The organism is Blautia aquisgranensis, from assembly GCF_040096615.1.
Classification (GTDB): domain Bacteria; phylum Bacillota; class Clostridia; order Lachnospirales; family Lachnospiraceae; genus Blautia_A; species Blautia_A aquisgranensis.
This window is the reverse complement of the sequence record NZ_JBBMEJ010000002.1, coordinates 32,546-55,822: the sequence shown is the minus strand read 5'-3', so window position 1 is coordinate 55,822 and position 23,277 is coordinate 32,546. Positions and strand designations below refer to the sequence as shown.

Annotated in this window: 16 protein-coding genes and 2 riboswitches; of the genes, 2 read left to right on the top strand and 14 right to left on the bottom strand. The window is 42.9% G+C overall.

Translation table 11 applies throughout. From position 1 onward, the window contains the following. Nucleotides 1–113: 113 nt before the first annotated feature. From WMO28_RS02215 to WMO28_RS02175, 9 genes are all read right to left on the bottom strand, one after another. Complete coding sequence (locus tag WMO28_RS02215) at nt 114–593, bottom strand: PTS sugar transporter subunit IIA (protein ID WP_349055937.1); 480 nt, start codon at nt 591–593, stop codon at nt 114–116. Between the two features lie 453 nt (nt 594–1,046). Then, nucleotides 1,047–1,568 (bottom strand): cysteine hydrolase family protein, encoded by a 522-nt coding sequence (locus tag WMO28_RS02210; protein WP_349055935.1) that lies wholly within the window; start codon nt 1,566–1,568, stop codon nt 1,047–1,049. A gap of 11 nt (nt 1,569–1,579) precedes the next feature. Next, nucleotides 1,580–2,524: an alpha/beta hydrolase fold domain-containing protein gene (locus WMO28_RS02205; protein WP_178641185.1), complete on the bottom strand. Its 945-nt coding sequence runs from the start codon at nt 2,522–2,524 to the stop codon at nt 1,580–1,582. Nucleotides 2,525–2,597: 73 nt separating this feature from the next. Next, on the bottom strand, nt 2,598–4,595 hold the full coding sequence (locus WMO28_RS02200; protein WP_349055932.1) for a CHAP domain-containing protein: 1,998 nt from the start codon (nt 4,593–4,595) through the stop codon (nt 2,598–2,600). Between the two features lie 175 nt (nt 4,596–4,770). Continuing rightward, the gene (locus WMO28_RS02195; RefSeq protein WP_349055931.1) at nt 4,771–6,066 is read right to left on the bottom strand and encodes an aminotransferase class V-fold PLP-dependent enzyme; all 1,296 of its coding nucleotides are present in this window, start codon (nt 6,064–6,066) and stop codon (nt 4,771–4,773) included. A gap of 336 nt (nt 6,067–6,402) precedes the next feature. Further along, nucleotides 6,403–7,044 carry a YczE/YyaS/YitT family protein gene (locus WMO28_RS02190; protein WP_173738180.1) on the bottom strand — a complete coding sequence of 214 codons (642 nt, stop codon included), beginning with the start codon at nt 7,042–7,044 and terminating at the stop codon, nt 6,403–6,405. Nucleotides 7,045–7,385: 341 nt separating this feature from the next. Next, a complete protein-coding gene (ttdB, locus tag WMO28_RS02185) occupies nt 7,386–8,018 on the bottom strand; it encodes a L(+)-tartrate dehydratase subunit beta (RefSeq protein ID WP_178641197.1) in 633 nt (210 codons plus the stop codon). 15 nt (nt 8,019–8,033) lie between these two features. After that, the gene (gene ttdA, locus WMO28_RS02180; protein ID WP_178641200.1) at nt 8,034–8,939 is read right to left on the bottom strand and encodes a L(+)-tartrate dehydratase subunit alpha; all 906 of its coding nucleotides are present in this window, start codon (nt 8,937–8,939) and stop codon (nt 8,034–8,036) included. Between the two features lie 151 nt (nt 8,940–9,090). After that, complete coding sequence (locus WMO28_RS02175; protein ID WP_118368653.1) at nt 9,091–10,356, bottom strand: SLC13 family permease; 1,266 nt, start codon at nt 10,354–10,356, stop codon at nt 9,091–9,093. A gap of 332 nt (nt 10,357–10,688) precedes the next feature. On the opposite strand from WMO28_RS02175, the gene WMO28_RS02170 reads away from it, so the two are divergent. Both WMO28_RS02170 and WMO28_RS02165 read left to right on the top strand, forming a co-directional pair. Further along, complete coding sequence (locus WMO28_RS02170) at nt 10,689–11,588, top strand: LysR family transcriptional regulator (protein WP_349055930.1); 900 nt, start codon at nt 10,689–10,691, stop codon at nt 11,586–11,588. 189 nt (nt 11,589–11,777) lie between these two features. Beyond that, nucleotides 11,778–11,882: riboswitch (glycine riboswitch) on the top strand. Between the two features lies 1 nt (nt 11,883). After that, complete coding sequence (locus WMO28_RS02165) at nt 11,884–13,296, top strand: amino acid carrier protein (protein WP_178642874.1); 1,413 nt, start codon at nt 11,884–11,886, stop codon at nt 13,294–13,296. A gap of 78 nt (nt 13,297–13,374) precedes the next feature. Here WMO28_RS02165 and WMO28_RS02160 read toward each other — a convergent pair whose 3' ends face one another. The 5 genes from WMO28_RS02160 to WMO28_RS02140 form a co-directional block, all read right to left on the bottom strand. After that, nucleotides 13,375–13,932, bottom strand: coding sequence for an LOG family protein (locus WMO28_RS02160; RefSeq protein ID WP_178642876.1), 558 nt, complete (start codon nt 13,930–13,932; stop codon nt 13,375–13,377). Nucleotides 13,933–13,968: 36 nt separating this feature from the next. Further along, a complete protein-coding gene (locus tag WMO28_RS02155) occupies nt 13,969–14,808 on the bottom strand; it encodes a leucine-rich repeat domain-containing protein (protein ID WP_349055928.1) in 840 nt (279 codons plus the stop codon). Nucleotides 14,809–15,002: 194 nt separating this feature from the next. Further along, nucleotides 15,003–15,188, bottom strand: a riboswitch (cobalamin riboswitch). Between the two features lie 84 nt (nt 15,189–15,272). Next, a complete protein-coding gene (locus tag WMO28_RS02150; RefSeq protein WP_349055927.1) occupies nt 15,273–20,477 on the bottom strand; it encodes an Ig-like domain-containing protein in 5,205 nt (1,734 codons plus the stop codon). 338 nt (nt 20,478–20,815) lie between these two features. Then, complete coding sequence (locus WMO28_RS02145; RefSeq protein WP_349055926.1) at nt 20,816–21,538, bottom strand: sugar phosphate isomerase/epimerase family protein; 723 nt, start codon at nt 21,536–21,538, stop codon at nt 20,816–20,818. Nucleotides 21,539–21,753: 215 nt separating this feature from the next. After that, the gene (locus WMO28_RS02140; RefSeq protein ID WP_178642884.1) at nt 21,754–23,274 is read right to left on the bottom strand and encodes a glycerol kinase GlpK; all 1,521 of its coding nucleotides are present in this window, start codon (nt 23,272–23,274) and stop codon (nt 21,754–21,756) included. Nucleotides 23,275–23,277: the final 3 nt, after the last annotated feature.

Genomic DNA, 23,277 nt, shown 5'->3' with positions numbered 1-23,277 from the left:
ATATTTCCCCTCCCTTAAAATAAATATATTTGACCGGATCACTCCGGTTATAACACCCCGAAAATTACTACTATCTCCGGGCTGTTATAAGCCTGTCAGCTGCATGAAGATGATCATGAAAGCTTGAGGACGACTTCATCCGCCGAAACATCCCCCTCCTTCTGGAGGCTTATCTTTCCGTAATCATCTGTGTTGCAGATCAGAACCGGGATAATTGTATTTAAACCGGCTTTCTCGATTTTGTCCAGATCAGCCTCTATCAGAAGATCACCCTTTTTAACCTTGTCACCTGCTGCAACGTGTGCTTTAAAGGGTTCACCCTTAAGTGTGACTGTATCCAGTCCGATATGTATCAGTATTTCCGCTCCCTGAGTGCTTGTCAGCGTAACTGCATGAAGAGTATCAAATACCATTGCCACTTCACCGTCTGCCGGAGCATATATCCTGCCCTCTGCCGGGATCACGGCAAAACCGTCACCCAGTACCTTATCCGCAAAGACAGGATCCGGAACCTCCGCAAGGGGAACCACTCTTCCCTTGCAGGGTGCATAAATTACATTTCCTTTATCTTTTCCTTTAAAAAATTTCAACATAATATCTCCCTCCCGTTATTTCCCCGCTGCTTCCTGTATTGATATACCCGATGTCGTTTTGTAAATATGTCTATATATTTTTTTATCAGTGGTGGATTTATATTATATATTTCGCATAATTTTTATATTTGCTTTTTTGAGCATGTGTATATATTAACCATTATTTTTGGTTTTGTCCACATTTTTATTGTCATTTTTCAAAAAAATTGAGCTTTCGCACATTAATGTGGTATCTTGTGCAAGAATATTCTGTATATTTCAGCTGTTCTTTTTTACTCATCTCGTCTGCCCGCGTATCCTGTTCGTTCATCACTTTCATATTCCAATATGTTTTTCGCAGCCTCTTAACGCAAATAAAACTATCCTGTCAGGTACAAAGCTTCTCAACTTTGCAATTTGTTCAGGATAGTTTTATTTATTGATAAAAATATTTAATTTTCGTCAGATATATTTTTATCTGATAATCTTAATCTGGCACGCCTCCATGGCTTTCAGTGCATTCTCATGACTCTCCGGTGTTACGCCAGCGCAGCATGTGGCATCAACACAGATCGGCACTTCCGGAAGGGATGCCTTGATCAGAAGAGCATTGGAGATCACACAGATATCTGTGCAAAGTCCGACCAGTGTGATACTTTCGATTCCCTGGTCTTCATTAAGTGTAACCAGTTCGCCCGCCAGATCTGTTGAGCCGAAAGTCTCTTTGTCGATCGGCTCCGTTTTTCTCAGTATATCCAGCTCTTTTCGGATCTGCCAGCCTTCGGTGTCACGGATACAGTGCTTGACCGGAAGGTTTTTTCCCTCCTGCGTTTCCAGATAATATGTCTCATGCGTATCTCTCGTGAAAAATACTTCTCCGTCAAAATTGCGGATTTTCTCTTCCACCTTCGGCACGATCGCAACTGCTTCCTTTGTGCCTAAGGCACCATCGATAAAATCATTCTGCATGTCCACTACGATAAGAATTTTTTTCATTTTTAACTCCTTTATCGTTTTCTTTCAGTATAACACAGGATTTCTTTCATGTGCACAGTAAACCGTTTTTCCCCGTCCCCAATGGTTAATCTTCTGAAAAAATCACATTCCTCATCATTACAACGTTTTGCAGCTTCTGACTTCATATTTAAATGAAAAACATGCTGCAGCTTTTCTTTGTCACTGCTATAATCATGAAGCTCACAGGCCACACCTTTTTCCTTCAGCTTCTCATACATCACCGGTGCCTGTGCCCGCAGAAAATCCTCCTCTGCGGTCATAATGTAAGCTGGAGGAAATTTCTCATTGACATAAAGTACCGGAGATAAATGCTTCAGTTCTTCTGCCGTTCCTTTTCCGGGAAGATATTCCGCCATCAGCTGCTTTGTCATGTTCTCCGGATTTTCAAGACTGTACTGTCCACAGTTTAATGCCACGGCCTTTATATGAATTCCATCCGGAATCTGGATCTCACAATTCGCCGCATATTCTTCATTCGTGCAGATATCCGCATACATGGAAAGCATCTGTGCACCTGCGGAATCTCCCACTGCAAAAAGATTCTCCATGTCCATTCCATATTCATCCTTATGTTTGAGAACCCACGCAAAAGCAAGATTGGTATCCTTCAGCGATGCCGGAAACTGATGCTCCGGTGCCAGTCTGTAACTGAAATTAACAACTGCAAAACCTCTCTGTGCAAGACTCATACAATAATACTGATATCTTTCTTTGTCACCATATACCCAGCCGCCGCCATGTACACTGACGATCACCGGAAGAATTCTGCCCTCCGCATCCTTCGGGCGATATACGTCCAGCACCTGCATTTCTGAATCTTTTCCATAAGCAATATCATCATAACGGATCACATCTTCCGGAGTTGTAAGACCTGCATCACGGATGTCATCTCCCTCTTTAAATTGCCGTCTTACTATGCTGCTCATTTTTTCCATTTCTGCACCTCTTTTAAGGGACGGAGAAAAATGGCTTTTTTATCCGTCCCCTATGGTTTTATTTTGTTTTATTCTATTTTGTTTTATATCGATATACCGTCTTTATCGCTTTGCTGTCTTTCTTTGATGTCCATCCACTTTCAGATGTTATTGTATGTGTCTGTAATTTTTTATTCTGATATTGGTTCATTCGATACCAGGCCTGTCCCCTGCTTCCATGACTTCCATTAGATCCATCACAGGTGGTTCCGCTGGAACACCATACACGGTTTCCATTCCCATTCCAGTTAAGCAGATAATATGCAATACTTGGATCGTCTCCATCTGCACCGGACGCTGCTACTGTTACCTGATTTGCAGCTACACTGTCAAAATGTACATAAGCACCTGTCTGTGCAAAGTTAACATTGTTTCCTGTACTTGGTCCGCAAAAATGATAATAATAATAACCAACTAACTGTCTGGCAGCTGATGTATCCAGTGTTCTCACAGTCTCATAAACGCTTCCGTCATTAACATATTGGGAAGTTGTTTTCTTATAAGTATGTTTGTACTGGATAGTATATTTACTCGATGTAACATTAGCAGGAAGCTTGTTTGTATAAACCCAGTTTTTCGGTTTTGCCTTAATTTTAAATGTTTTGGTTACTGTTCCTGTATAATTTCCTTTAAAACGAATCGTTACTTTATAAGTACCGATCTTTTTTCTTCCCCAGGAATACGATACACTGTAATTACCCGAGCTGATTTTTTTATTATCTGCACCAGTCACAGTTACTTTTGGCGTTTTTACTTTTCCATCATATACATAGCTTGTAGCAGAAAGCTGCACTTTTTTTGGATAATAAATCGTTTTCTGATTTGTAATATTTCCACAGGAGCAAATATAGCGAGTATATCCATTCTTGCTTACCGTTGCTTTTTGTACCTGTTTTTTATAATTATGTTTATGGGATTTTCCGGTAATCTTAAAAGTCTTTGTTACTGTTCCGGAATAATTACCTTTGAACTGAATCGTTACTTTATAAGTACCCACATATTTTCTTCCTGCAGAATATGTTACCTTATAATTTGCTGCACTGATTACTTTATTATTGCTACCGATTACCTTTACTGTCGGTTTTTTTGTTTTACCATCATAAACATAATTCGTTTTGGAAAGCTGTATTTTTTTCGGATAATAAATCGTTTTTTTATTCCTGGTTTTTCCGCAGCTACATTTTTCCTGCGTATATCCATTTGCTTTCGTAGTTGCTTTCTTTGTAACTTTTTTATAATTATGCGTATGTGCTACCGGGGCTGCCTGTACTGTAAAGTTTACATAATCAGAAAATGTATATGCGTACTTTGCATGATTAACGGATGCTACCGTCATTCTGTAGTTTCCAGCCGGCAATGTACATGCCCAGCTTGTTCCGGTAACTTTAGACTGACATTTATATATATTGGACTCACCATCTTTATATATGTATACATCATAATATTGTGTGTTACTTGTGGCATTCCATGTGAATGTAGTAGTCTGCCCGCTTTTTCCCGCGTTCACACTTGCATATGGTTTTCCAGGCATTCGACATCCAGGATAAATAAAACCAAGCAAAATCTTGTTGGAATCATAAGGTCTTCTTCCACCTACCGAATTTGTCAGTGTATAACCATATGCTATACCGTGTGATGAAGTCTGATCCAGATCCGTTCTTCCGCCTTCATCAACTGTAAAAGTATCTCCTGAACCACCGGTCACATACGCTACATGTCCATAATAATCTCCACTCCATACAGCAATGGATCCTGGTAACGGATCATTTCCTACAGCATATCCCTGGTTGATAGCATTTTGCCACCAATTTACCGCATTTCCCCAGGCTGGTAATGCAATGCCCTGTCTCTCATATACACATTGCCATGCAAAACGTGTGCAGGGAATTTCATATAATCCATCCTGGTCTACATCCTGAGTCGTCGGATACGGATTTCCTGCTGCTGTTACAGTTGTCGCCGGCACAGAACTTAATACAGTTGCTGCTGATAATGTAAGAATCATAAATTTCTTCAAAAATCTTTTTTTCATACTCATACCTCCCAACTGAAATAAAAAAACCTTGAAAATAGAATACAAGAATATACAGCAAAATGAATACTTACCATCTATTTTTATGCTATCATCCTTATCTCTGATTTTCAAGGCTTTTTTGCCATTGGGGGACAGAACTGAAAGCCAGTTTTCTCCGTCCCCAATGGTGCGTTTATTTTCCTTCTGCGATATCCTTTGTGATCTTCAGGAATTTATCGATATCGTCTGTTCCATGGCAGTGAAGCGGTGAAACACGAAGTGCTCCCTCAAGTCCAAGTGTCTCAACGATACGTTTAGAATACGGACTGCTCTTTACACGCTCGAACAGTGTTACGCCATGCTCAAGATATCTTCTTGCACACTCTGCATACTCAATTCCCTCGATGCCCATAGCAACGATCAGGTCCTTGTATGTAAGATCTTCCATATCAACATAAACCTGTACTCCAGGAATATGACGAAGTCCAGGAACTTTCTCGGTACCTTCAAGCATACGGTACAGAAGTGCTCTCTCCTGAAGATGGATATGATTCATACCTTCAACAAAAAGCTCTCTCTTATTGTATTTCTGTGCGGAGTCACCTAGGAAATGCTTACCGATGCTGCATACATAATCAATAACAGCCATCATAGCTGCAAAGTTAGCCGGAGCCGGTGTTCCAAGTGCCCATACATTGTCATCCTTGCATGTCAGTTTGATATGCGGCATTACAGAAACACGATCGGAAACATAGCAGTAACCACATCCACGAACACCAAAGAATTTATACGGTGCAAAGTTGCAGACATCAACACCCCAATCCTCAACATCGATCACTGCATGCGGTGCATGCTGAACTGCATCACTTACAATATAGATATCCGGGTTGATCTCTTTTGCACGACGTGCGATCTCCTTGATATCCATGATATTACCGGAAATATTGGAAGCCGCCATGATGCTGAGAAGAACGGTATCCTTATCAACATATTTCATGATCTCATCCGGATCAAGTCCGCCTGTTACTTTATTAGCCGGAACCTCACGGAACTCTCTTCCTGTCTTTTTGCAGTAGTACTCAACTGCATCGTGTGCAGACGGATGCTCCAGTGCAGATGTAACCGCATTCTTACCCCAGTCAACACCTTCCATAATCGTACCTACTGCATGAAACATTGTCTGGGAAGCTGTCAGCTCTGTAATAAGCGCACCGCTCTTCGCGCCAAAAATAACCTCAAGGATCTCCTGAGTACCATTCTTAACATAATCTGCCAGGTCAAAACCTCTTCCTCTTGCACGCTCCGGGCAATCCGGGAATTCCTCGATAGCAGCCTTGGCTTCAACGGCTTTTTTAAGTCTTAAAGAACCACCTGAGTTCTCGAAGAAAAGTCTCGCACCATACTGAGGATCCTTATCTGCATAATAAAACTGAGATTTCAGCTTCTTCTGATATGTATCTGAAAACAAAACGCCATGATTAAATTCCATAATAATATCCTCTCCTTCATCACATAAGCCCCGGCAACCCGGACAGCCAGCTATTCATGAACACTCTCATTTCATACGACCGTGTTCATTATATATCTCTCATCAGAAGATAGCATAACACATTTATAAATAGTTATAAAATGAATAATATAACTGTATTATATTAATATTGTTTATATTTTAACACAGCATAGCGCTGACAGCTCATCCAACTCCTGATCAGTCATACCTATCCTACCATTCTGAAAAGCCAGCCCGTGAGGCATCCCTTTCACAAAAAAAGCCGAACCAGCCACATTCCGCAGCCAGTTCAGCTCAAACCATACAACTACAAACTCACTCACCATCAACCCAGGCAAGCAGCTTCCCGGTAAAAACTCTGTTAAAGAAATGTATCACCGGACCCAATCCAAAAGCCGTCACCAGTGTACCGATACCCACAACACCACCAGTCAGATAGCAGATCAGCGCACAAAGCACATCATTGGACATCCTGTGCCAGAAATAAGGAATCTTCGGCCATCTCTCTGTCATGATCAGGGAAAGACTATCATAAGGTGCAACTCCCTCATCCGGCATCTGATACATAGACAAGCCCAGACAACAGATCACAACACCAACACACAGTGCCACCAAACGCACCGGCAGTGCCACAAGCTCCAATCCAAACACACCTGTATAAATATTATAAAAGAACGTAGTAATATAAGCCAGGCACACCGCATTCACAATAGTTCCAATTCCCAGGAATCTTCTGCCAAAAGCAATCTCAATGATCAATAACACGATATTTACAATCAGCTGAAAGTTACCATAAGCCATACCAAGCGTATCTGCAACCGCCATATTCATTCCACTGAACGGATCCGTTCCAAGCCCGGCCAGCTTGAAAATTCCAATCCCCATACCTGCAAAAACATTTCCGATACACATGATCAGAACATGCTTCCAGTTAATGTTCTTCAAATACTCCCCCATAAACCTTCTACCTCATCCTCTCTGAAAATATTGTCAGGCAGATATCCACGATCCACCTTCACTGCGCAGAATCCATACCAGATAATACCTTAATAACCAGCCTGCTGCAACGCTTATATTCTATCACACCACCTCACCCCTGTAAAACACAAAAGCCCCAAGAAACAACAAAAAGCAACAAAAAAAGACATCCGGCAGACTACATTATATGATCCGCCGGACATCTCTCTTTTTCATATCACGCTGTTAATTCAATTTCACAATCACCAGTCAATCCCGAAGCTCTCATGGCAGAGCCTCGTCATTTCAGATATCCCGAAAAATTTTTCCAATATCCAATATTATTTAATGAACTTAACCTCAGGATAAATTGCCTGCTTGGCAGCTTCTTTACGCTCATTAAATACAACCTTGTTCTCCTCAAACAGGTTACGTCCCTGTGCATCGATAGATACGATCAATGGCCCAAATTCCTTAACCTTATTGCACCATAAGGTCTCCGGCATACCAAGCTCATCCCAGTGATGCTCAACGATCTTCTCAACCTCTGTAGCAGCAACTACTGCACAGCCTGCCGGGAATACACAGTGAATCGCACCAAACTCCTTACATGCACGTTCAGTATTCGGACCCATACCACCTTTACCAACGATCACTCTCACACCAGTCAGTTTCGTAAACTCATACTCGAATTTTTCCATACGCATGGAAGTTGTCGGTCCTACAGAAACCATTTCATAATCATCCTCTGTTCCCTCGATCTTGCGGACGATAGGACCTGCATGGAAAATTGCTTTATCTTTAATATCATACGGAAGCTCTCTTCCGTACTCAACCAGACGACGATGTGCCACATCACGGCAGGTCATCAGATCTCCGTCCAACCATACGATATCGCCGATTTTGATATCAGCCAGGTCTTCTGCGCTTATAGGTGTAATAAGAACTTTTTTATCTCCTCTGATTTCAATCATGATTTTTCCCTCCGTTTATGCGTTGAATTTCCATGTGGAATGTGTATCACAGGTTACTGTAAGATCCGGATTTACAACAAGATGTCCACGACGGTGAGACCAGCAGCCCACATTTACCGCAACACCGATAGTAGACGGATGACGGGCTGTATTCTCGATATTAACACCCATTACAGAATACTTTCCGCCCATACCCTGCGGTCCAAGGCCGATCGCATTGATACCATCCTCGAGAAGCTTTTCCATTTTTGCAGCATTTGCATTGTCGTTATGAGAACCGATCGGGCGCATCAGCGCTTTCTTTGAATTAAGTGCAGCTGTTTCCACAGAAGTTCCCACACCAACGCCTACCAGAAGCGGAGGACACGCATTCAGTCCGTAAGTTGTCATCTGATCAAGAACGAAATCGGTAACACCCTCATATCCGGCACCTGGCATCAGAACCATTGCTTTTCCCGGGAGAGTACATCCGCCGCCTGCCATGTATGCGTAGATCTCACATTTATCGCTGTTCGGAACGATATCCCACCATACAGTCGGAGTTCCTTTTCCAACGTTTTTCTTTGTGTTGTACTCGTCAAAAGTCTCAACGGAATTGTGTCTCAGCGGAGCTGCAAACGTAGCCTGCACAACAGCCTCCTTTAAAAGTCCCTCCAGCTCATTGATATACGGGAAATTCGTTCCGCATTTCAGCCAGAACTGAAGAACACCTGTGTCCTGACAGCTTGGACGGTTCAGCTCTACAGCCAATCCCTGGTTTTTTGTCATTGTCTCATAGAGAACTTTCGGAAGTGCTGCTGTTTCCTGGGAGCCAAGCTCCTCCAGTTTGTTTACTACATCATCCGGTAATTTTTTTCCAATGTGGGCAACAAAATCTGCTACCATATCTGTTAATACTTTAACTCCATTTTCCTTAGTCATGATTTACCTCCTGATACGGTTCGATGGTTTGTGTTTTGGTTGGTTGTTTCATCAATTAATTGGCTGATTAATTGGTTAAGATGGAATATGTATTTTTTTCCACTGCTCATTGCATTTCACAATGTGCAGAAGAATTAACAAAGTTTAAGGTTTACGGGTAAAACGGGAACAAAATCGGTAACAGGATCATACAGATCACGAAAGATACCAGGATCAGCGGCAGACCGGATTTTACATAATCCTTGAATTTATATCCGCCAAGTCCTACCACCATTGTGTTCGCCGGCATTCCGATCGGTGTTGCATAAGCACAGGAGCCTGCAATAACAGTTGCGATAACAACGGCTCTCGGATCTGCTCCGAGGTTGTTTGCAAGAGATACCGCAATAGGGATCATCAGTGCTGTGGTTGCTGTATTTGACATGAAATTTGTCAGCACACAGGTTACAATAAAAATCACCAGAAGAAGAAGGATCGGACTCGGATCTGCTCCAAGAAGTCCTACGATCTTATCTGCGATCAGCTCTCCGGCTCCGGTTGTATCCAATGCTTTTGCAAGTGTCAGAGAACCGCCGAAAAGAAATACAACCTTCAGGTCAATAGACTTCAATGCGTCTTTCTCGGAAATAACTCCTGTCAGAACCAGGAGGATCGCTCCGATACATGCGGAAACCTCAATGCTGATGCCGATCTCTTTCTCAAAGATCATTGCAAGGATCACAAGGATCAGTACTACCAGGGAAACAGTCTGTTTCCATTTCGGTACATGGCTGAAATCCTGCTGATCTTCAAGAGCTGCACCGGATGCATTCTTTCCATCCGGAAGGAATTTATATCCGATAAGGACAAAGTAGAGGATTCCGATCAGAAGCATCGGAACTCCAACCGGCGCATACATAAAAAAGCTTGTGGAAAGCCCCATCTCCTGAAGTGCATTCACACCCATCAGGTTTCCGGGTGCACCGATAATGGAAAGGTTTCCGCCAAGTGCTGCGGCAAATACCAGCGGCATCAGAAGACGGCTTCTGGAATAGCCGGACTCATCGGCTATTCCACAGACTACCGGAATCAGCACTGCTGCGGTACCTGTATTGGATAAAAATCCGGACATTACACCTACGATCACCATGATCGCAATGATCAATGTTTTTTCTGTTCTGGCAAATTTCGTGACCAGTCCTCCGATCTTATTTGCCATTCCTGTTTCGAACAATGCCTGGCCTACTACAAACATGCCAACGCAAAGGATTACGTTACTGTTTACATACTGTGAAAATGTTGTTGTTGCATCCACAACTCCTGTGAGTGTCAGACCGATGGCACAGATTGAAGCAGTCAGTCCAAGAGGAATTTTTTCAAGGATGAAACTGATAATGGTGAACACAAGAAACAGCAATGTTATAGTTGTCTGAGACATTTCTGTACTCTCCTTTCACTGTGTTGTGATTTCATGTTTATTCTGTCTTTATTTTCCGTCTTATTTTTTCTGAAAAGTATAGGCCATACACGTTTCTTTTGATGACTTTATTATAACTGGTGTACATATAAAAAAACAAATTAATGAAACACATATCCCCATAAAAAAAATTTATGTTCTCAATTTTTCGCCCGATTTTTTATGCAATATTGCTATAAAACAGTCTGTTTATCAAAATAAACATAGAAATTATACCATGCCTGTGATATTTTTATGATAACATTTAAACGGAGAAAAACATCCGAACACCATATTAAAGGAAGTATTTTATTATGACATTGAACCAGCTTCGATATTTCTGCACCGCCAGCCGCTGCCACAGCATCACAAAAGCAGCTGAAGAATTATATGTAACCCAGCCAACCGTTTCCATGGCGATCCGTGACCTGGAGATTGAATTCGGAATCAGTCTTTTTTCCAGAAAAGGAAATCAGCTGATCCTTACCCAGGAAGGTGAAGCCTTCTATGAAAAAGCCACCTACATCCTTCAATACTGCAACGAGCTCCAGGCTGATTATTCCAGTATGTCCAGGGTAAAGCCCCCTCTCCGTATCGGGATTCCACCAATGCTGAGCACTGTATTTTTTCCGGAGCTGCTTACTGCTTTTCATGAAAAGCATCCGGAGATCGCTGTTGTTCTGGAGGAATACGGTTCCGTCCGCGCCTGTCATCTGGTTCAGGATGACACTCTGGATCTGGCATTGGTAAATATGGAACAATATAACATTGACAAATTTCATAACACGGTCCTTGCCAATGATCAGGTTGTTTTCTGCGTGAACAACGATCATAAACTGGCCGGCAAAAGTACTGTCACAACAAAAGAGATGTCACAGGAGCCTCTGATCTTTTTCAACGCAGACTCTGTCCAAAACCAGCTTCTCAAAATGCGTTTTGAAATGGATGGCTACACTCCAAATATCGTCATGCGAAGCAGCCAGATCTATACGACCCTGCAGTTCGTAAAAACCGGTAAATACGCCTGTTTTCTCTATTCCAGCATGACCGATAAATTTTCTGATTCCAATATCACCGGAATTCCACTGAATCCGCCTATCCGCATAAAGATCGGTATGATATGGAAAAAAGGCAAATACATCAGCGGTGATATGCTTACCTTTCTGCATTTCACACGAATGTATTACAAAGAACATCCTCTTATAGAAAAATAATCGCATTGTATCGAAATGTACCAACAACACTGGTTATATGTCGATTAATTTTACTAATAAATCAAATTTTTTTAATAAAACCCATTGAAATCCGTCAATTCATGTGATACTCTTTCTTACAGTGTATTTCTACACAAAACGAATGACCGCCACTACCGTACACAAGGAGGTTCCGGCACTCATTCAAAAATAAAAAACTCAGGAGAGTCTCTTCAAATAAAAAAGAAGAGCGCCGAAGGTGTAAGCAGCATAAAATGCTGTAAATCTCTCAGGCAAAAGGATGGAGGAAAGAGTAATGTTTACACAAATCAACAACTTTATCACATGGTTTGACGGAGTCGTTTGGGGACTTCCGCTGATCATTCTGATCCTGTTCACAGGAATTCTGTTAACCGCTCGGTTAGGTCTTTTACAGGTAAGGCACCTCGGAAAGGCACTGAAATTCATGGTAAAAAATGAAGAAGGCGGCGATGGTGAGGTCACAAGCTTCGGAGCTCTGTGTACTGCACTTTCAGCAACCATCGGAACCGGAAATATCGTAGGTGTCGCAACTGCTATCGCAGCCGGCGGACCAGGTGCACTTTTCTGGATGATCGTAGCCGCATTCTTCGGGATGGCAACCAAATACGCAGAAGGACTTCTGGCGATCAAGTATCGTACCATTGACAAAGAAGGCCACGTTCTCGGCGGACCATTCTACTACATCGAAAACGGTATGGGAAAACAGTGGAGATGGCTTGCCAAGATCTTCGCATTTTTCGGAGCAGGTGTAGGACTTTTCGGTATCGGAACCTTCACACAGGTAAACGGTATCGCGTCTGCAGTTACCAATTTCTTTGACCCGGATAAAGCACATACAGTAGCACTTTTCGGAAATACATATTCCTGGGCAACTGTAGTTGCATGTCTGGCACTTACAGTATGTGTAGGACTTGTCGTTCTCGGCGGAATCAAGAGAATCGCAAAGGTATCCCAGGTCGTTGTACCGTTTATGGCAGTTCTCTATGTTGCACTGGCACTGATCATCGTGATCACAAACATCACTGCAGTACCTGCAGCGATCGTAACTATCGTAAAATCTGCTTTCACAGGAAGTGCACTTGCAGGTGGCGCAATGGGAACCATGGTCGTAGCTATGCAGAAGGGTATCGCCCGCGGTATCTTCTCCAATGAGTCCGGTCTTGGTAGTGCCCCGATCGCAGCCGCTGCAGCTCAGACAAAGGAGCCGGTACGTCAGGGTCTTGTATCCATGACAGGTACATTCATTGATACCATCGTTATCTGTACAATGACAGGTCTTTCCATCGTCATCACAGAAACATGGAACACAGGTCTTGAGGGTGTTGCCATCACAACAGCAGCTTTCCAGAAAGGACTTCCTTTCCCGCCGGTTGTCGCATCCTTCTCACTGATGCTGTGTCTGGTATTCTTCGCATTCACAACCATTCTCGGATGGGATTATTACGGTGAAAGATGTCTGGAATACCTGTTCAACAGAAACAAAGCCGCAGTTACAACATACCGCTGGCTGTACATCATCTGCGTATTCATCGGACCATATATGACTGTAGCAGCAGTATGGAACATCGCAGATATCTTCAATGCCCTGATGGCATTCCCGAACCTGATTGCTCTTCTTGCCCTGAGCGGTGTGGTCGTAAAGGAAACAAAAAATTTCTTCAAGAGACATAAAAACTACGAATTCTGATAAAAAAAGACGCAGCTTTTACATTTTTGCCGTGTAAAAGCTGCGTCTTTCTTTTCGGAACCACTGTCGCTTTTGAACTTACAGTTTCCCACCGTAATTCTTATAATTCTCAATATAATCCAGGATCTCCTCCGGATTCTTCATAAACCTGCAAAGTCCCACAACATCCCGTGACATAAATTTCTCAGCTGCCGTATATTCCAGCAGTTCTCTCATACTGTCATAATAGCCTTCGATGTTATAGAGAACGATCGGACGATCGATCCGCCCCAGACTCTTTAATGTCAGGATCTCAAAAAATTCCTCATATGTACCGATTCCTCCGGGTACCACGATCGTAGCATCGGAACGGCTTTCCAGGAGATGTTTTCTCTCTCTCATGGTTTCCGTAAAAATAAACTCCGTACAGTGCTGATACAGCACTCCCGGCTGGTCAAAAAATTTCGGCGAGATTCCAAGGATATAGCCTTTTTCATGGGAAACTCCCCGGGCAGCTGCACCCATCAGGCCAGTCTCACCTCCGCCAAACACAAGCCCGTGACCTCTTTTTGCCATCAGTCGTCCAAGCTCTTCTGTCTTTTCATAATAGATTTTTTTGAGCTCCTCACTGGATGCTCCGTATATGCAGATATTCATGATTTCTTCTCCTCTTTTTTCCAAAATGACACCATCTCAGAAATATTTTACCTCAAATCCATTCTTCCTACAATAGTCATCCACCCTGGTATCTTTTTTACATAAAATCTTTGTTCCTCTGTTGATGATCCACTCTCCAAGAACCTCCGGATCTCCGGAAAATTCTACTGTTTTCAACATACTGCATCCATGAAACGCCCATTTTTCCACAGTTTCCACACTTTGAGGAATTCTGACGTATTCCAGTTCTTTGCATTTCAAAAAAGCACTCTCTCCTATAAAATGCAGATTCTCCGGAAGTTTCAGGTTTTTCAGACCAGTCTGATAAAAAGCTTTTTCTTCTATTTTTTCCACAGACTTCGGTATCTCTATTTCTGACAGCTCTATACATCTGTAAAAGCTCTGTCTTCCAATCTCTCTTACAGTTTCCGGCAGAATAATCTGCGAAAGCTCCCTGCATTCCATAAATGTTTCTTCCGGAATTCTGAAAATCTTTAAATTGTCATCAAAAGAAACCTGCTGTAATCTTTTGCATCCGGAAAAAATCCCTTTTCCCATGCGTTCAACTGTTTTTGAAATCTGAAATTTTCTCAGATTTACGCAACCGGAAAATGCTCCGTTTTTTATTTTTTTCAGTTTTTGCGTATCTACCGTTCTTAGTCTCGTACACCCCGAAAAACTTTCCTTCCCGATTTCTCTTACACAGTCTGAAAAAACTGCCTCCTTGATCCGAATGTTATTTTTCAGTGCCTCATCACCAATCTTTGTATATGGCCATGTGATAACGAGCCGTCTGTCTCCATGCTTATCTGCACAGCCTCTCAGAAATGTTTTTTCTTCATCCTTCTGTAACCGCCACACCAGTGTTTTCTGCATTTTTTACCTCTCAAATAAAAAAACAGGTGCAATATCCCGAAAGATATCGCACCCGTATTATAATCATGTTTTTCTCAAACAATACCATCTGCTACCGCAATATCTCTGAATCCGGAAGCTGTTTTCTCTCCGTAACCCGAAAAAAGGTTCACAAAATAAAACAATCTCCCACTCCATTTATCATTGCGTGTAATAACTGGTAGCAGCTTTAAGCAGGTATCCTGGCTTATGTAATCACGGTCTTTCTCCTTCTCATACAAAATATGTACAATGGATGCAGAAAACCTAAACAAATACAGTAGCACGACTGCCTGGGATTCTAACCCTGTTCCCTCTTGGCTCTGTCGATATAACAGAGAACTTAAAACCGGTAATTGTTGAATTACTTTTCCATATTTAACTGTGCCGAAATTATAACATAATTCTCTTACCGTGGCAATCCTGTATTGACGCAGCCGGATTATTTATTTTACTGTCACCTTGCATTTATAAACTGCTTTTCCTGATTTTACAGTAATAACTGCCGTTCCTTTTTTAAGTCCTTTAATTACTCCTTTAGCATTTACGTAAACAACTTTTTTATTGGAAGAAGTGTATGTGATCTTCTCAGCAGAAGTAATTGGTTTACGTACAGGTTTTAATGTATCCGTTTTTCCTTTTTTCAGAGTAATACTGGATTTCAGGCCTGTAATGGCTGTTGTTCTTACAGTTCCTTTCTGTACGATTACTTTTACTTTTGCTGTCTTTTTACTTGCCAGTGTTACAGTAATATAAGCTGTACCTGTCTTTTTCTGTGCAGTGATCACACCTTTGTTATTTACTTTGACAATAGCTGTATTGCCTGATTTCCAGGATTTTACAGAATCTCCTTTTGCCAGTCCGCTTACTTTCACTTTGTTTGTGGATTTTCCCGGATTCAGCCTGATCTCATATGCATTAAGCTTAATTGTTGCTTTCAGCTTGCTTCCTGAGCTTTTCGTCTCCTTTTTGCCGCATACAGAACAGGTTCTTGTAATCTGTTTTGCTGCAAAGACCGTAGCTGCTTTTGTTGTCTTCCAGGAGCTCCATTTATGAGTCACATGTGCTGCCTTCTGCACAACTACTTTTACTTTTGCTGTTGTCTGACTTGCCAGAGTTACGGTAACATAGGCTGTTCCTGTCTTCTTCTGTGCAGTGATCACACCCTTGTTATCTACTTTCACAATAGCTGTATCACTTGATTTCCAGGATTTTACGGAATCTCCTTTTGCCAGTCCGCTTACTTTTACCTTATCTGTGGACTTTCCTGAAACCAGTTTAATTTCATATGTACTGAGCTTAATCGTTGCTTTCAGCTTGCTTCCTGAGTTTTTCATTTCTGTTTTACCGCATACAGAACAGGTTCTTGTGATCTGTTTTGCAGCAAATACTGTAGCCTCTTTCGTTGTCTTCCAGGAACTCCATTTATGATCTGCAAGTGCTGTAGATTCTGTCTTTTTCTCGCCACACCAGGTACAGGTAAATGTTTTACTTCCTTTTTCCTTACATGTGGACTGCTTTGTAACCACACCTGTATTCCAGCTGTGTTTTGTATGCTCTCCTTTATCCTTAAGATCCCAGTAAGCTGTCTTTTTATTTACAAAACGACTGTACGCATCCAGAGCCTGAAGAGCCTGTACCGTAGACATTTCACTGGATTTCGTCATGGACATGGAATGTGAAAAACCATTGTCACTCTGAATATAGCCGGTCAGATTGGTGATCAGATTCATATTTACAGTTCCAAAATCACCGCTCAACGGATCAATTCCCATAGATGTCAGAGCAAGAAGCACCTGGGCAGTACTTTCTGAAGTTCCATATCCGAAGTCATCACCCATTGTATTTTTCAAATAGGTAAGTGCCTGATCGGAGATTTTTTTTGCTGCTGTATTATGATTTCTGTAAACAGAAAGTGCCTGAAGAGCCATTGCTGTAATATCAGAGCTTCCACCTCTCGCATCGGAAAGACCGATTCCTCCACTTGCTGAATTCTGGAACTTTGCAAGTTCCGCTATAATAGCACCGCGATTCCATTTTGCACCGGAAGGTATCTGAATATCTGCCGCATCCAGTGCAATCAGTGCATAGATCAGTTCATTGGATCCGTTTTTCAGCTTCGGTGAATTATATATCATCTCTGCCAGATTAACACCATTTACATTTGTGATGTCTTTTCCCATGGAAGTTAAAGCAAGTGCTACGCGCTCAATATCCGTAGGTTTCTGGTCTGCGCTCCAGGTTTTTACTGTCTCGCATACAGAGTTATAATATGCATCCAGTTTATCCTGTGCGATCGTCTTTCCGCTACGCGCAAGTGCATATACAGCCCACTCATCTCCATATTTGTAGCCTTTTGTTTCATGAATATCTGCAAGGTATGACGCTGCCTTTTCGATTCCTTCTGAAGCAAGTTTTGTATTATCGGTATCCTGTCCGTCACCTTTTGTTACTGTGATCTTAATTGTCACCGGTTTCGGAGAATTTGTCTGATCCACCGGTGTACCGGTTGCTGTTACTGTGCCTTCTCCAATTCCTGTAATTCTGTAATCGGTTCCGATAAAGTAGCTGTTTGTATCCGGTGCACCATCCTCACGTTTCCAGTAGCCACTTGTTTTCTTTGTGATAACTGCGACACCTTTTTTATCAAATGTCCATTTCATGGACGGATCTGTCACGTTATACCCCTGCTCAGAGAGCTCTCCCACAAAGCTGAGATCAATATCCTGACTCTCTCCTGCTTTTACCGTAACTTCTGTTACAGGTGAAGAAACAGCTGTCAGCGGATTTTTATATACATACTCAACTTCTGAGCTTCCTGTTACAGTACGGGTCTTTCCTGTTTCCGGATCTGTATCTTTAATTTCTGCTGTATAGGTTACTTTTCCGGCCTGCTTGGGAACAAATACCTTAGATCCGTTGCTGTAATATCCAATGGTATCATCACTGCTTTTAATCGTCCAGTCGGAAGCAAAGCTTGCGTTTTCCGGAGTCACTACCGCACTTCCCGGAATCGGATTGAAAGCCACTCTTCCGTCCTCTTCCTGGCCGTCACTGTTTGCGTTTCTTCCGTGGATCACCTGCTGTCCGGACATTCCCACAACAATGGATTCTACCGGCACATAGGTAGATGTCAGGGAAACTGTGGCGGAAATTTCCGGCTGTGCTTTGGAGCTTACCGCGATGGAAGAAGTTCCCGGTTTCACAAATGTGAAAGAGCTGTAGCTTTCTTCATTTTTGATCAGGGTTTCATCAGCTGCTTTGTAACGGAAACTGGAGAAAGCCATATCACTGAATTCTTCTTCTCCCTCATATCTTCCCTGTACCTGAATCTTCTTTGTTTCGGAACCGGCTACCGTATAATTTCCGTTTGTTACATCCTGACCGTCAATGAGAAGACGGACTGCGTCGATTTTTTTCGTTGTTGCAATCACGGAAGCATACGCCACAATCTCACTGGAACCGTCGCTGTTGATCTGTGTTGCTGTAATAACGGCCTTTCCTTTTTTATAAACAAAAAGCTCTCCGTCACTTAAACTCATCGCCATACATCCGGCTGGTTTCATCTCTGTACAGTTCCACTCCAGGGAACTTCCCTCCGGTGCCTGATAGTCTTTCAGGCTGAAAGTTCCTGCGATCTGGTATGAGTTTACCTGATCAGGAGAAACCTGAATACGGGAATCGGTCAAAGTCTCTTTTTCACTTCCGTCAAAAGAAGTAAACTCTACCTGATATTTGCTTTCCCCCGGAAGCTCCGGCCAGACCTCAGTGTCCGGTTTATAGGACTGGTTTTCTCCGAAATATGGGAATCCATCACTGCTCTGTCCCCATTTTGACCCACTGTCGCCACGGCCGTTGTTTAACAACTCCACAAGATCCAGAGTTTTCATTTCGGATTCTTCTCTGGACATGGAATTTACAAGAACTCCCTCCGGCACGGATGGCATGGTAAGGGTATCAAGCCAGTAGCAGTTTTTCACCAGACCAGCTCCGTTTACATCTTCATACTGGGCAAATAATGCTCCGCTTGGGCTCTCGCCAAAAGCAATACTGTTTGCGATCACACCACCGGATAATTTCTTTGCAAAACCGCAGGCATCACTTCCGGAGATCTCAACGGAACAGTTCAGAACTGCGCCTTTGATACTTCCGCCAAGAACGCCTGTATTTTCCCAGACATTACCGATTGTTCCCTTAAAAGCAATATTCTGAACAACACCGCTTTCCCCGACTCTGCTAAACAGCCCCTGGGAATCTTTAAACGTAACGGTATGTCCCTGTCCGTCCAGAACACCGTTAAATTCACAGAAATTCATATAATTTTCATCCAGAGTGATATCATTATCCAGAACATAATACTGTCCCTCTGTTCCGTCCCAGATATTTCCAATCTGATCTGCGGAAGTGATATGGGTAACTGTCACGCCTTCCGGAATTTTTACCGGTGTTACCGGTTTCTGTTTTTTCAGTGCGCTGATGGCATCACTGAGATTTTTTGCTGCCTCGTTTACTTCTGCCTGAGAAGCAGTCCCTGCTTCCAGCATTTCTTTTGCCTTAGCCAGCGCATCGGAAACTGTTTTCCAACTGGATTCTGTATAATCTGACTCTGTAAGCTTTTCCGCAGATTCTATGGAAGCTTTCAGTCCATCCCAGTTCACCTCTGCCGGAGCCGGTGTTCCCTCTGAAAGTACAGGAAGCCCGTTATTTCTTCCGTCAGAAGGCAGTACCCAGTAAAAGCCTGTAGTCGGAAGATCCGTATTCAGGATATCCACATTGGCTTTGATCTGATCTGCTGTCATCTTTTTCTTGCTGTCTTCGGAAATGTTATCTGTTCTTCCCATACCAACTGTAGACATTCCGGCAGTCCACAGCGCATGGCTGATCTTATACGCACCACCGTTGGTAGCCGCGATTCCGCCTCCGAACATATCGGTGTTTCCTGCAAAATAACAGTTTGCCACAGTTCCCTGAAGGCTTCCCACAAATCCGCCGATGGTGTCCATATAGTCGCTTGCAGCCTGAGAAGATGCTGTAGAATAACAGTTCTGGATCGTTCCCGTTACTGTATTTGCCACACTTCCCTGTCCGTCGCTTAAACTCAGTGTACTGCTTCCTGCAACACCGAGGTTCTGAATCGCTCCGGATACCTGATCTGCAAGAGGTTTATCCGCAAGGGTGATCACATGGCCTTTTCCATCCAGGGTACCAGCGATGGAACTGATCTGCTGTCCTGCTTCCAGTGTGATATCCGCTGCCAGTTCGTAAGTCTCACCGGCCGGAATTCCGTCAACAGGAATATCAGCGGCTGTATTTATCACATGAGAATCGCTCTGTGTCTCCACACTTTCAGCTTCTGCTGTTTCTGTGGCATCTCCTGAAGAAAACTCTACTGTCTCTTCTTCCTGTCCGGCAGAAAAATCATCCTCACTACTGTCTGCCCCATCCTCTTCTGTCACAATATCTTCTGTGCTGTTTTCCTCTGCATTACTTTCTTCGTCTGCAGGATAAAGCTCTTCTGCTGTACTTTCTTCTGCGGCCTGGTCTGAAAACATATCTGCTGCCTGTATCGGAGCAGTTCCACCAAGCATAAGTGCCATCGACAACGACACACTCAGAGCTTTTTTTCCATACCCTTTTTTAGTTTTTTTCATCCTTTTTCCTTTCCTTTTTTGCACAAAAAAAGTCCTCCCACCGAAGTGAGAGAACTGTTTCTGCTGTTTGTTAGTTATATTTAATTTTCAGCTGAATATTCCAGACAATCTATTCCCTCTGCGGAAACCATATCAGTAAATATACGATATCTACTGAGCTTGCTGATGATATGGCGGAAACATGATTCAGACCTCTCGCTGTAATCTTCCTTTAAGAACTGAAACCGACAGTTCACCTTATCTGAAATATGCAGTTGTTCTATTGATCATTCTAACAGTTCGATAATTTTATGTCAAGTCATGAACACCTTTTCATCGCCGAAATCAGAGTCTTTTTGTTACCCGGAAACAATATTTTTTAATACATGAAAGGTTCGCGACACATCTTCTTTTGTGCAGCACTCAACCGTCCAGGTTCTTTCCTCTGTCTCAGGAAGCAATCCCAGAACTTTTTTATATGGAATATTTCCTGCTCCGAGGGACGCATGGGAATCCCTGTCACCGCAGTTGTCATGAACATGCACATGTGTCACATAAGGAGCCAGTTTTTCTGTCCATTCCAACACCGGTATCTTCGAATAGCAGTGTGCATGACCCATATCAAAGCATAAATGAAAGTTCGGATATTTTTCCCCAAGTATTTTGTAGACATCCAGAACAGGCTCGATCTGCGGATCAAATACATTCTCCATTACGATCTCCAGGCCTTTATGTTCTTCCAGGAATTCTCCGAAAAATTCTGTCACACGTTCCGCCCAGCCCTGAAGATAATGAACATATGGATTCATACAGGTATGATAGACGATCTTTTTTGCTCCCAGTTCCTGCCCCGCAATATAGGTCTGATGAAAACGCATTCCTGTGATCTTACGGACTTCACTGTCAAAAGCCGCCGGATCAAGATTCATAAATGGTCCATGGAGCGTCAGTCCCGGACAATTCATATCTTTCAGACGTTTCCGATAATTTCGGATAGATTCTTCCAGATTATCCAGATTATCCGAAATGGAAAATTCAATGCTTTCGATTCCTGCTCCTGTCTGCTCAATGATTTCCCTCATTTCGTCATCAGGCAGAAGATGACTGACATATATCATGCTTTTACCATGGCAAGCCTCTGTGGCTTTCCTTCCTTTCCCCCAGATATTTTTTTATATCTGAATACAAGTTTTGCCGGCCTCTGCTTCTGTTGGCAAAGACCGGCTTTCTTTCATTTCCATGCTGTCGTTCATACAATGAAAATGCCTTTTATTTTATTATAATCAGACCAGTTTTTTTATACAAGAACTTTTTCTACAGCGTTTTTCCAGCCACTGTATTTCTGATCTCTTTCCTGTGCGCTCATAGACGGAATGAACTGATTGCGGTTCTTCACCTCAAAAATACTTTCCATCTTATAGATTCCACAGCTCAAGCCAGCCATAAGACCTGCTCCGAATGCTGAGGATTCCTCACATCTAGGAAGACTTACTGTTGTTCCGAGGATATCACTCTGGAACTTCATCAGATACTGATTTCTTGTAGGACCTCCGTCTACACAGAGCTCTTTTACTGTCATTCCATCTTCTGCCTTCATCATCTCAACAATATCGGTGATCTGATATGCGATGGATTCCAGTGCGGCTTTTACGACCTCTTTCTTTCCGGTAGTTCTGCTCATTCCATAGATAATGGCTTTTGCATCGGATTTCCAGTAAGGTGCTCCCAGACCGGAAAATGCCGGAACCAGATAAGTGGTATCATTTTTATTTGCCTGATCAGCCATCTCCTGTGTTTCTCCCGGAGAGGTGATCAGTCCCATATCATCTTTCAACCATGTGATAACTGCGCCTGTGTAGTTGATATTTCCTTCCAATACATAGGTGACTTTTCCGTCAAGTCCCCATGCAAGAGAAGTTACAAGACCAAGGTCTGACATGATTGGTTCTGTTCCTGCGTTCATCATAACAGAAGAACCTGTTCCGTATGTAGCCTTGACCATTCCCTTTTCAATGCAGCCCTGTCCGAACAGTGCTCCCTGGGAATCTCCGATCACACCACAGATCGGAATCGGAGTCTGGAAATATCCTTCAAAATCAGTTGTTCCGTACTGCATGCTGGAATCACATACCTCCGGAAGCATATCTGCATTGATACCAAACCATGTGCAGATCTCTTTGTCCCATTTCAGGTCATGAATATTAAAAAGCTGGGTTCTGGATGCGTTGGAATAATCCGTTGCATAAACCTGGCCTTTTGTCAGCTTGAACAGAAGCCATGTATCAATGGTTCCCAGGCAGAGATCGTTATCTCTCTTCGCCTGTTTTACCTCTTCTACGTTCTCCTGGAGCCATGCGAATTTCGCTGCCGGAAAATACGGAGAAAGATGCATTCCTGTCTTCTGACGGATGATCTCTGCCACACCGCCGTTCTTCTTCTGTTCACGGTCAGGATCGATCATCACATTTGTCTTGATCCGCTCACAGATCTCGGAAGCTCTGGAACACTGCCATACAATGGCAGGTGCCAGAGGCTCGCCTGTGTTGCGGCTCCAGGCTGCGGATGTCTCTCGCTGATTGCTGATTCCAAGACACGCTATCTCTTCTTTCTGGATTCCGGCTTTTTCCACCAGGTTCTTTACGACCTGGATCGTATTGCTGTAGATCTCGGAAAGATCATGGGAAACCCATCCCTTTTCATTGATCAGCTGTCTGTGAGGAAGGTCTGTTCTGCAGACCAGATCACCGTTCGCATCGAACAGGATCGCTTTTGTTCCCTGGGTACTCTGATCAACCGCAAGAACATATTTTTTTTCCATAAT

Bases quoted from the DNA above. Each gene is read 5' to 3' on its own strand.
- WMO28_RS02215 (WP_349055937.1), bottom strand. From the start codon at position 593: ATGTTGAAATTTTTTAAAGGAAAAGATAAAGGAAATGTAATTTATGCA.
- WMO28_RS02210 (WP_349055935.1), bottom strand. From the start codon at position 1,568: ATGAAAAAAATTCTTATCGTAGTGGACATGCAGAATGATTTTATCGAT.
- WMO28_RS02205 (WP_178641185.1), bottom strand. From the start codon at position 2,524: ATGGAAAAAATGAGCAGCATAGTAAGACGGCAATTTAAAGAGGGAGAT.
- WMO28_RS02200 (WP_349055932.1), bottom strand. From the start codon at position 4,595: ATGAAAAAAAGATTTTTGAAGAAATTTATGATTCTTACATTATCAGCA.
- WMO28_RS02195 (WP_349055931.1), bottom strand. From the start codon at position 6,066: ATGGAATTTAATCATGGCGTTTTGTTTTCAGATACATATCAGAAGAAG.
- WMO28_RS02190 (WP_173738180.1), bottom strand. From the start codon at position 7,044: ATGGGGGAGTATTTGAAGAACATTAACTGGAAGCATGTTCTGATCATG.
- ttdB (WP_178641197.1), bottom strand. From the start codon at position 8,018: ATGATTGAAATCAGAGGAGATAAAAAAGTTCTTATTACACCTATAAGC.
- ttdA (WP_178641200.1), bottom strand. From the start codon at position 8,939: ATGACTAAGGAAAATGGAGTTAAAGTATTAACAGATATGGTAGCAGAT.
- WMO28_RS02175 (WP_118368653.1), bottom strand. From the start codon at position 10,356: ATGTCTCAGACAACTATAACATTGCTGTTTCTTGTGTTCACCATTATC.
- WMO28_RS02170 (WP_349055930.1), top strand. From the start codon at position 10,689: ATGACATTGAACCAGCTTCGATATTTCTGCACCGCCAGCCGCTGCCAC.
- WMO28_RS02165 (WP_178642874.1), top strand. From the start codon at position 11,884: ATGTTTACACAAATCAACAACTTTATCACATGGTTTGACGGAGTCGTT.
- WMO28_RS02160 (WP_178642876.1), bottom strand. From the start codon at position 13,932: ATGAATATCTGCATATACGGAGCATCCAGTGAGGAGCTCAAAAAAATC.
- WMO28_RS02155 (WP_349055928.1), bottom strand. From the start codon at position 14,808: ATGCAGAAAACACTGGTGTGGCGGTTACAGAAGGATGAAGAAAAAACA.
- WMO28_RS02150 (WP_349055927.1), bottom strand. From the start codon at position 20,477: ATGAAAAAAACTAAAAAAGGGTATGGAAAAAAAGCTCTGAGTGTGTCG.
- WMO28_RS02145 (WP_349055926.1), bottom strand. From the start codon at position 21,538: ATGAGGGAAATCATTGAGCAGACAGGAGCAGGAATCGAAAGCATTGAA.
- WMO28_RS02140 (WP_178642884.1), bottom strand. From the start codon at position 23,274: ATGGAAAAAAAATATGTTCTTGCGGTTGATCAGAGTACCCAGGGAACA.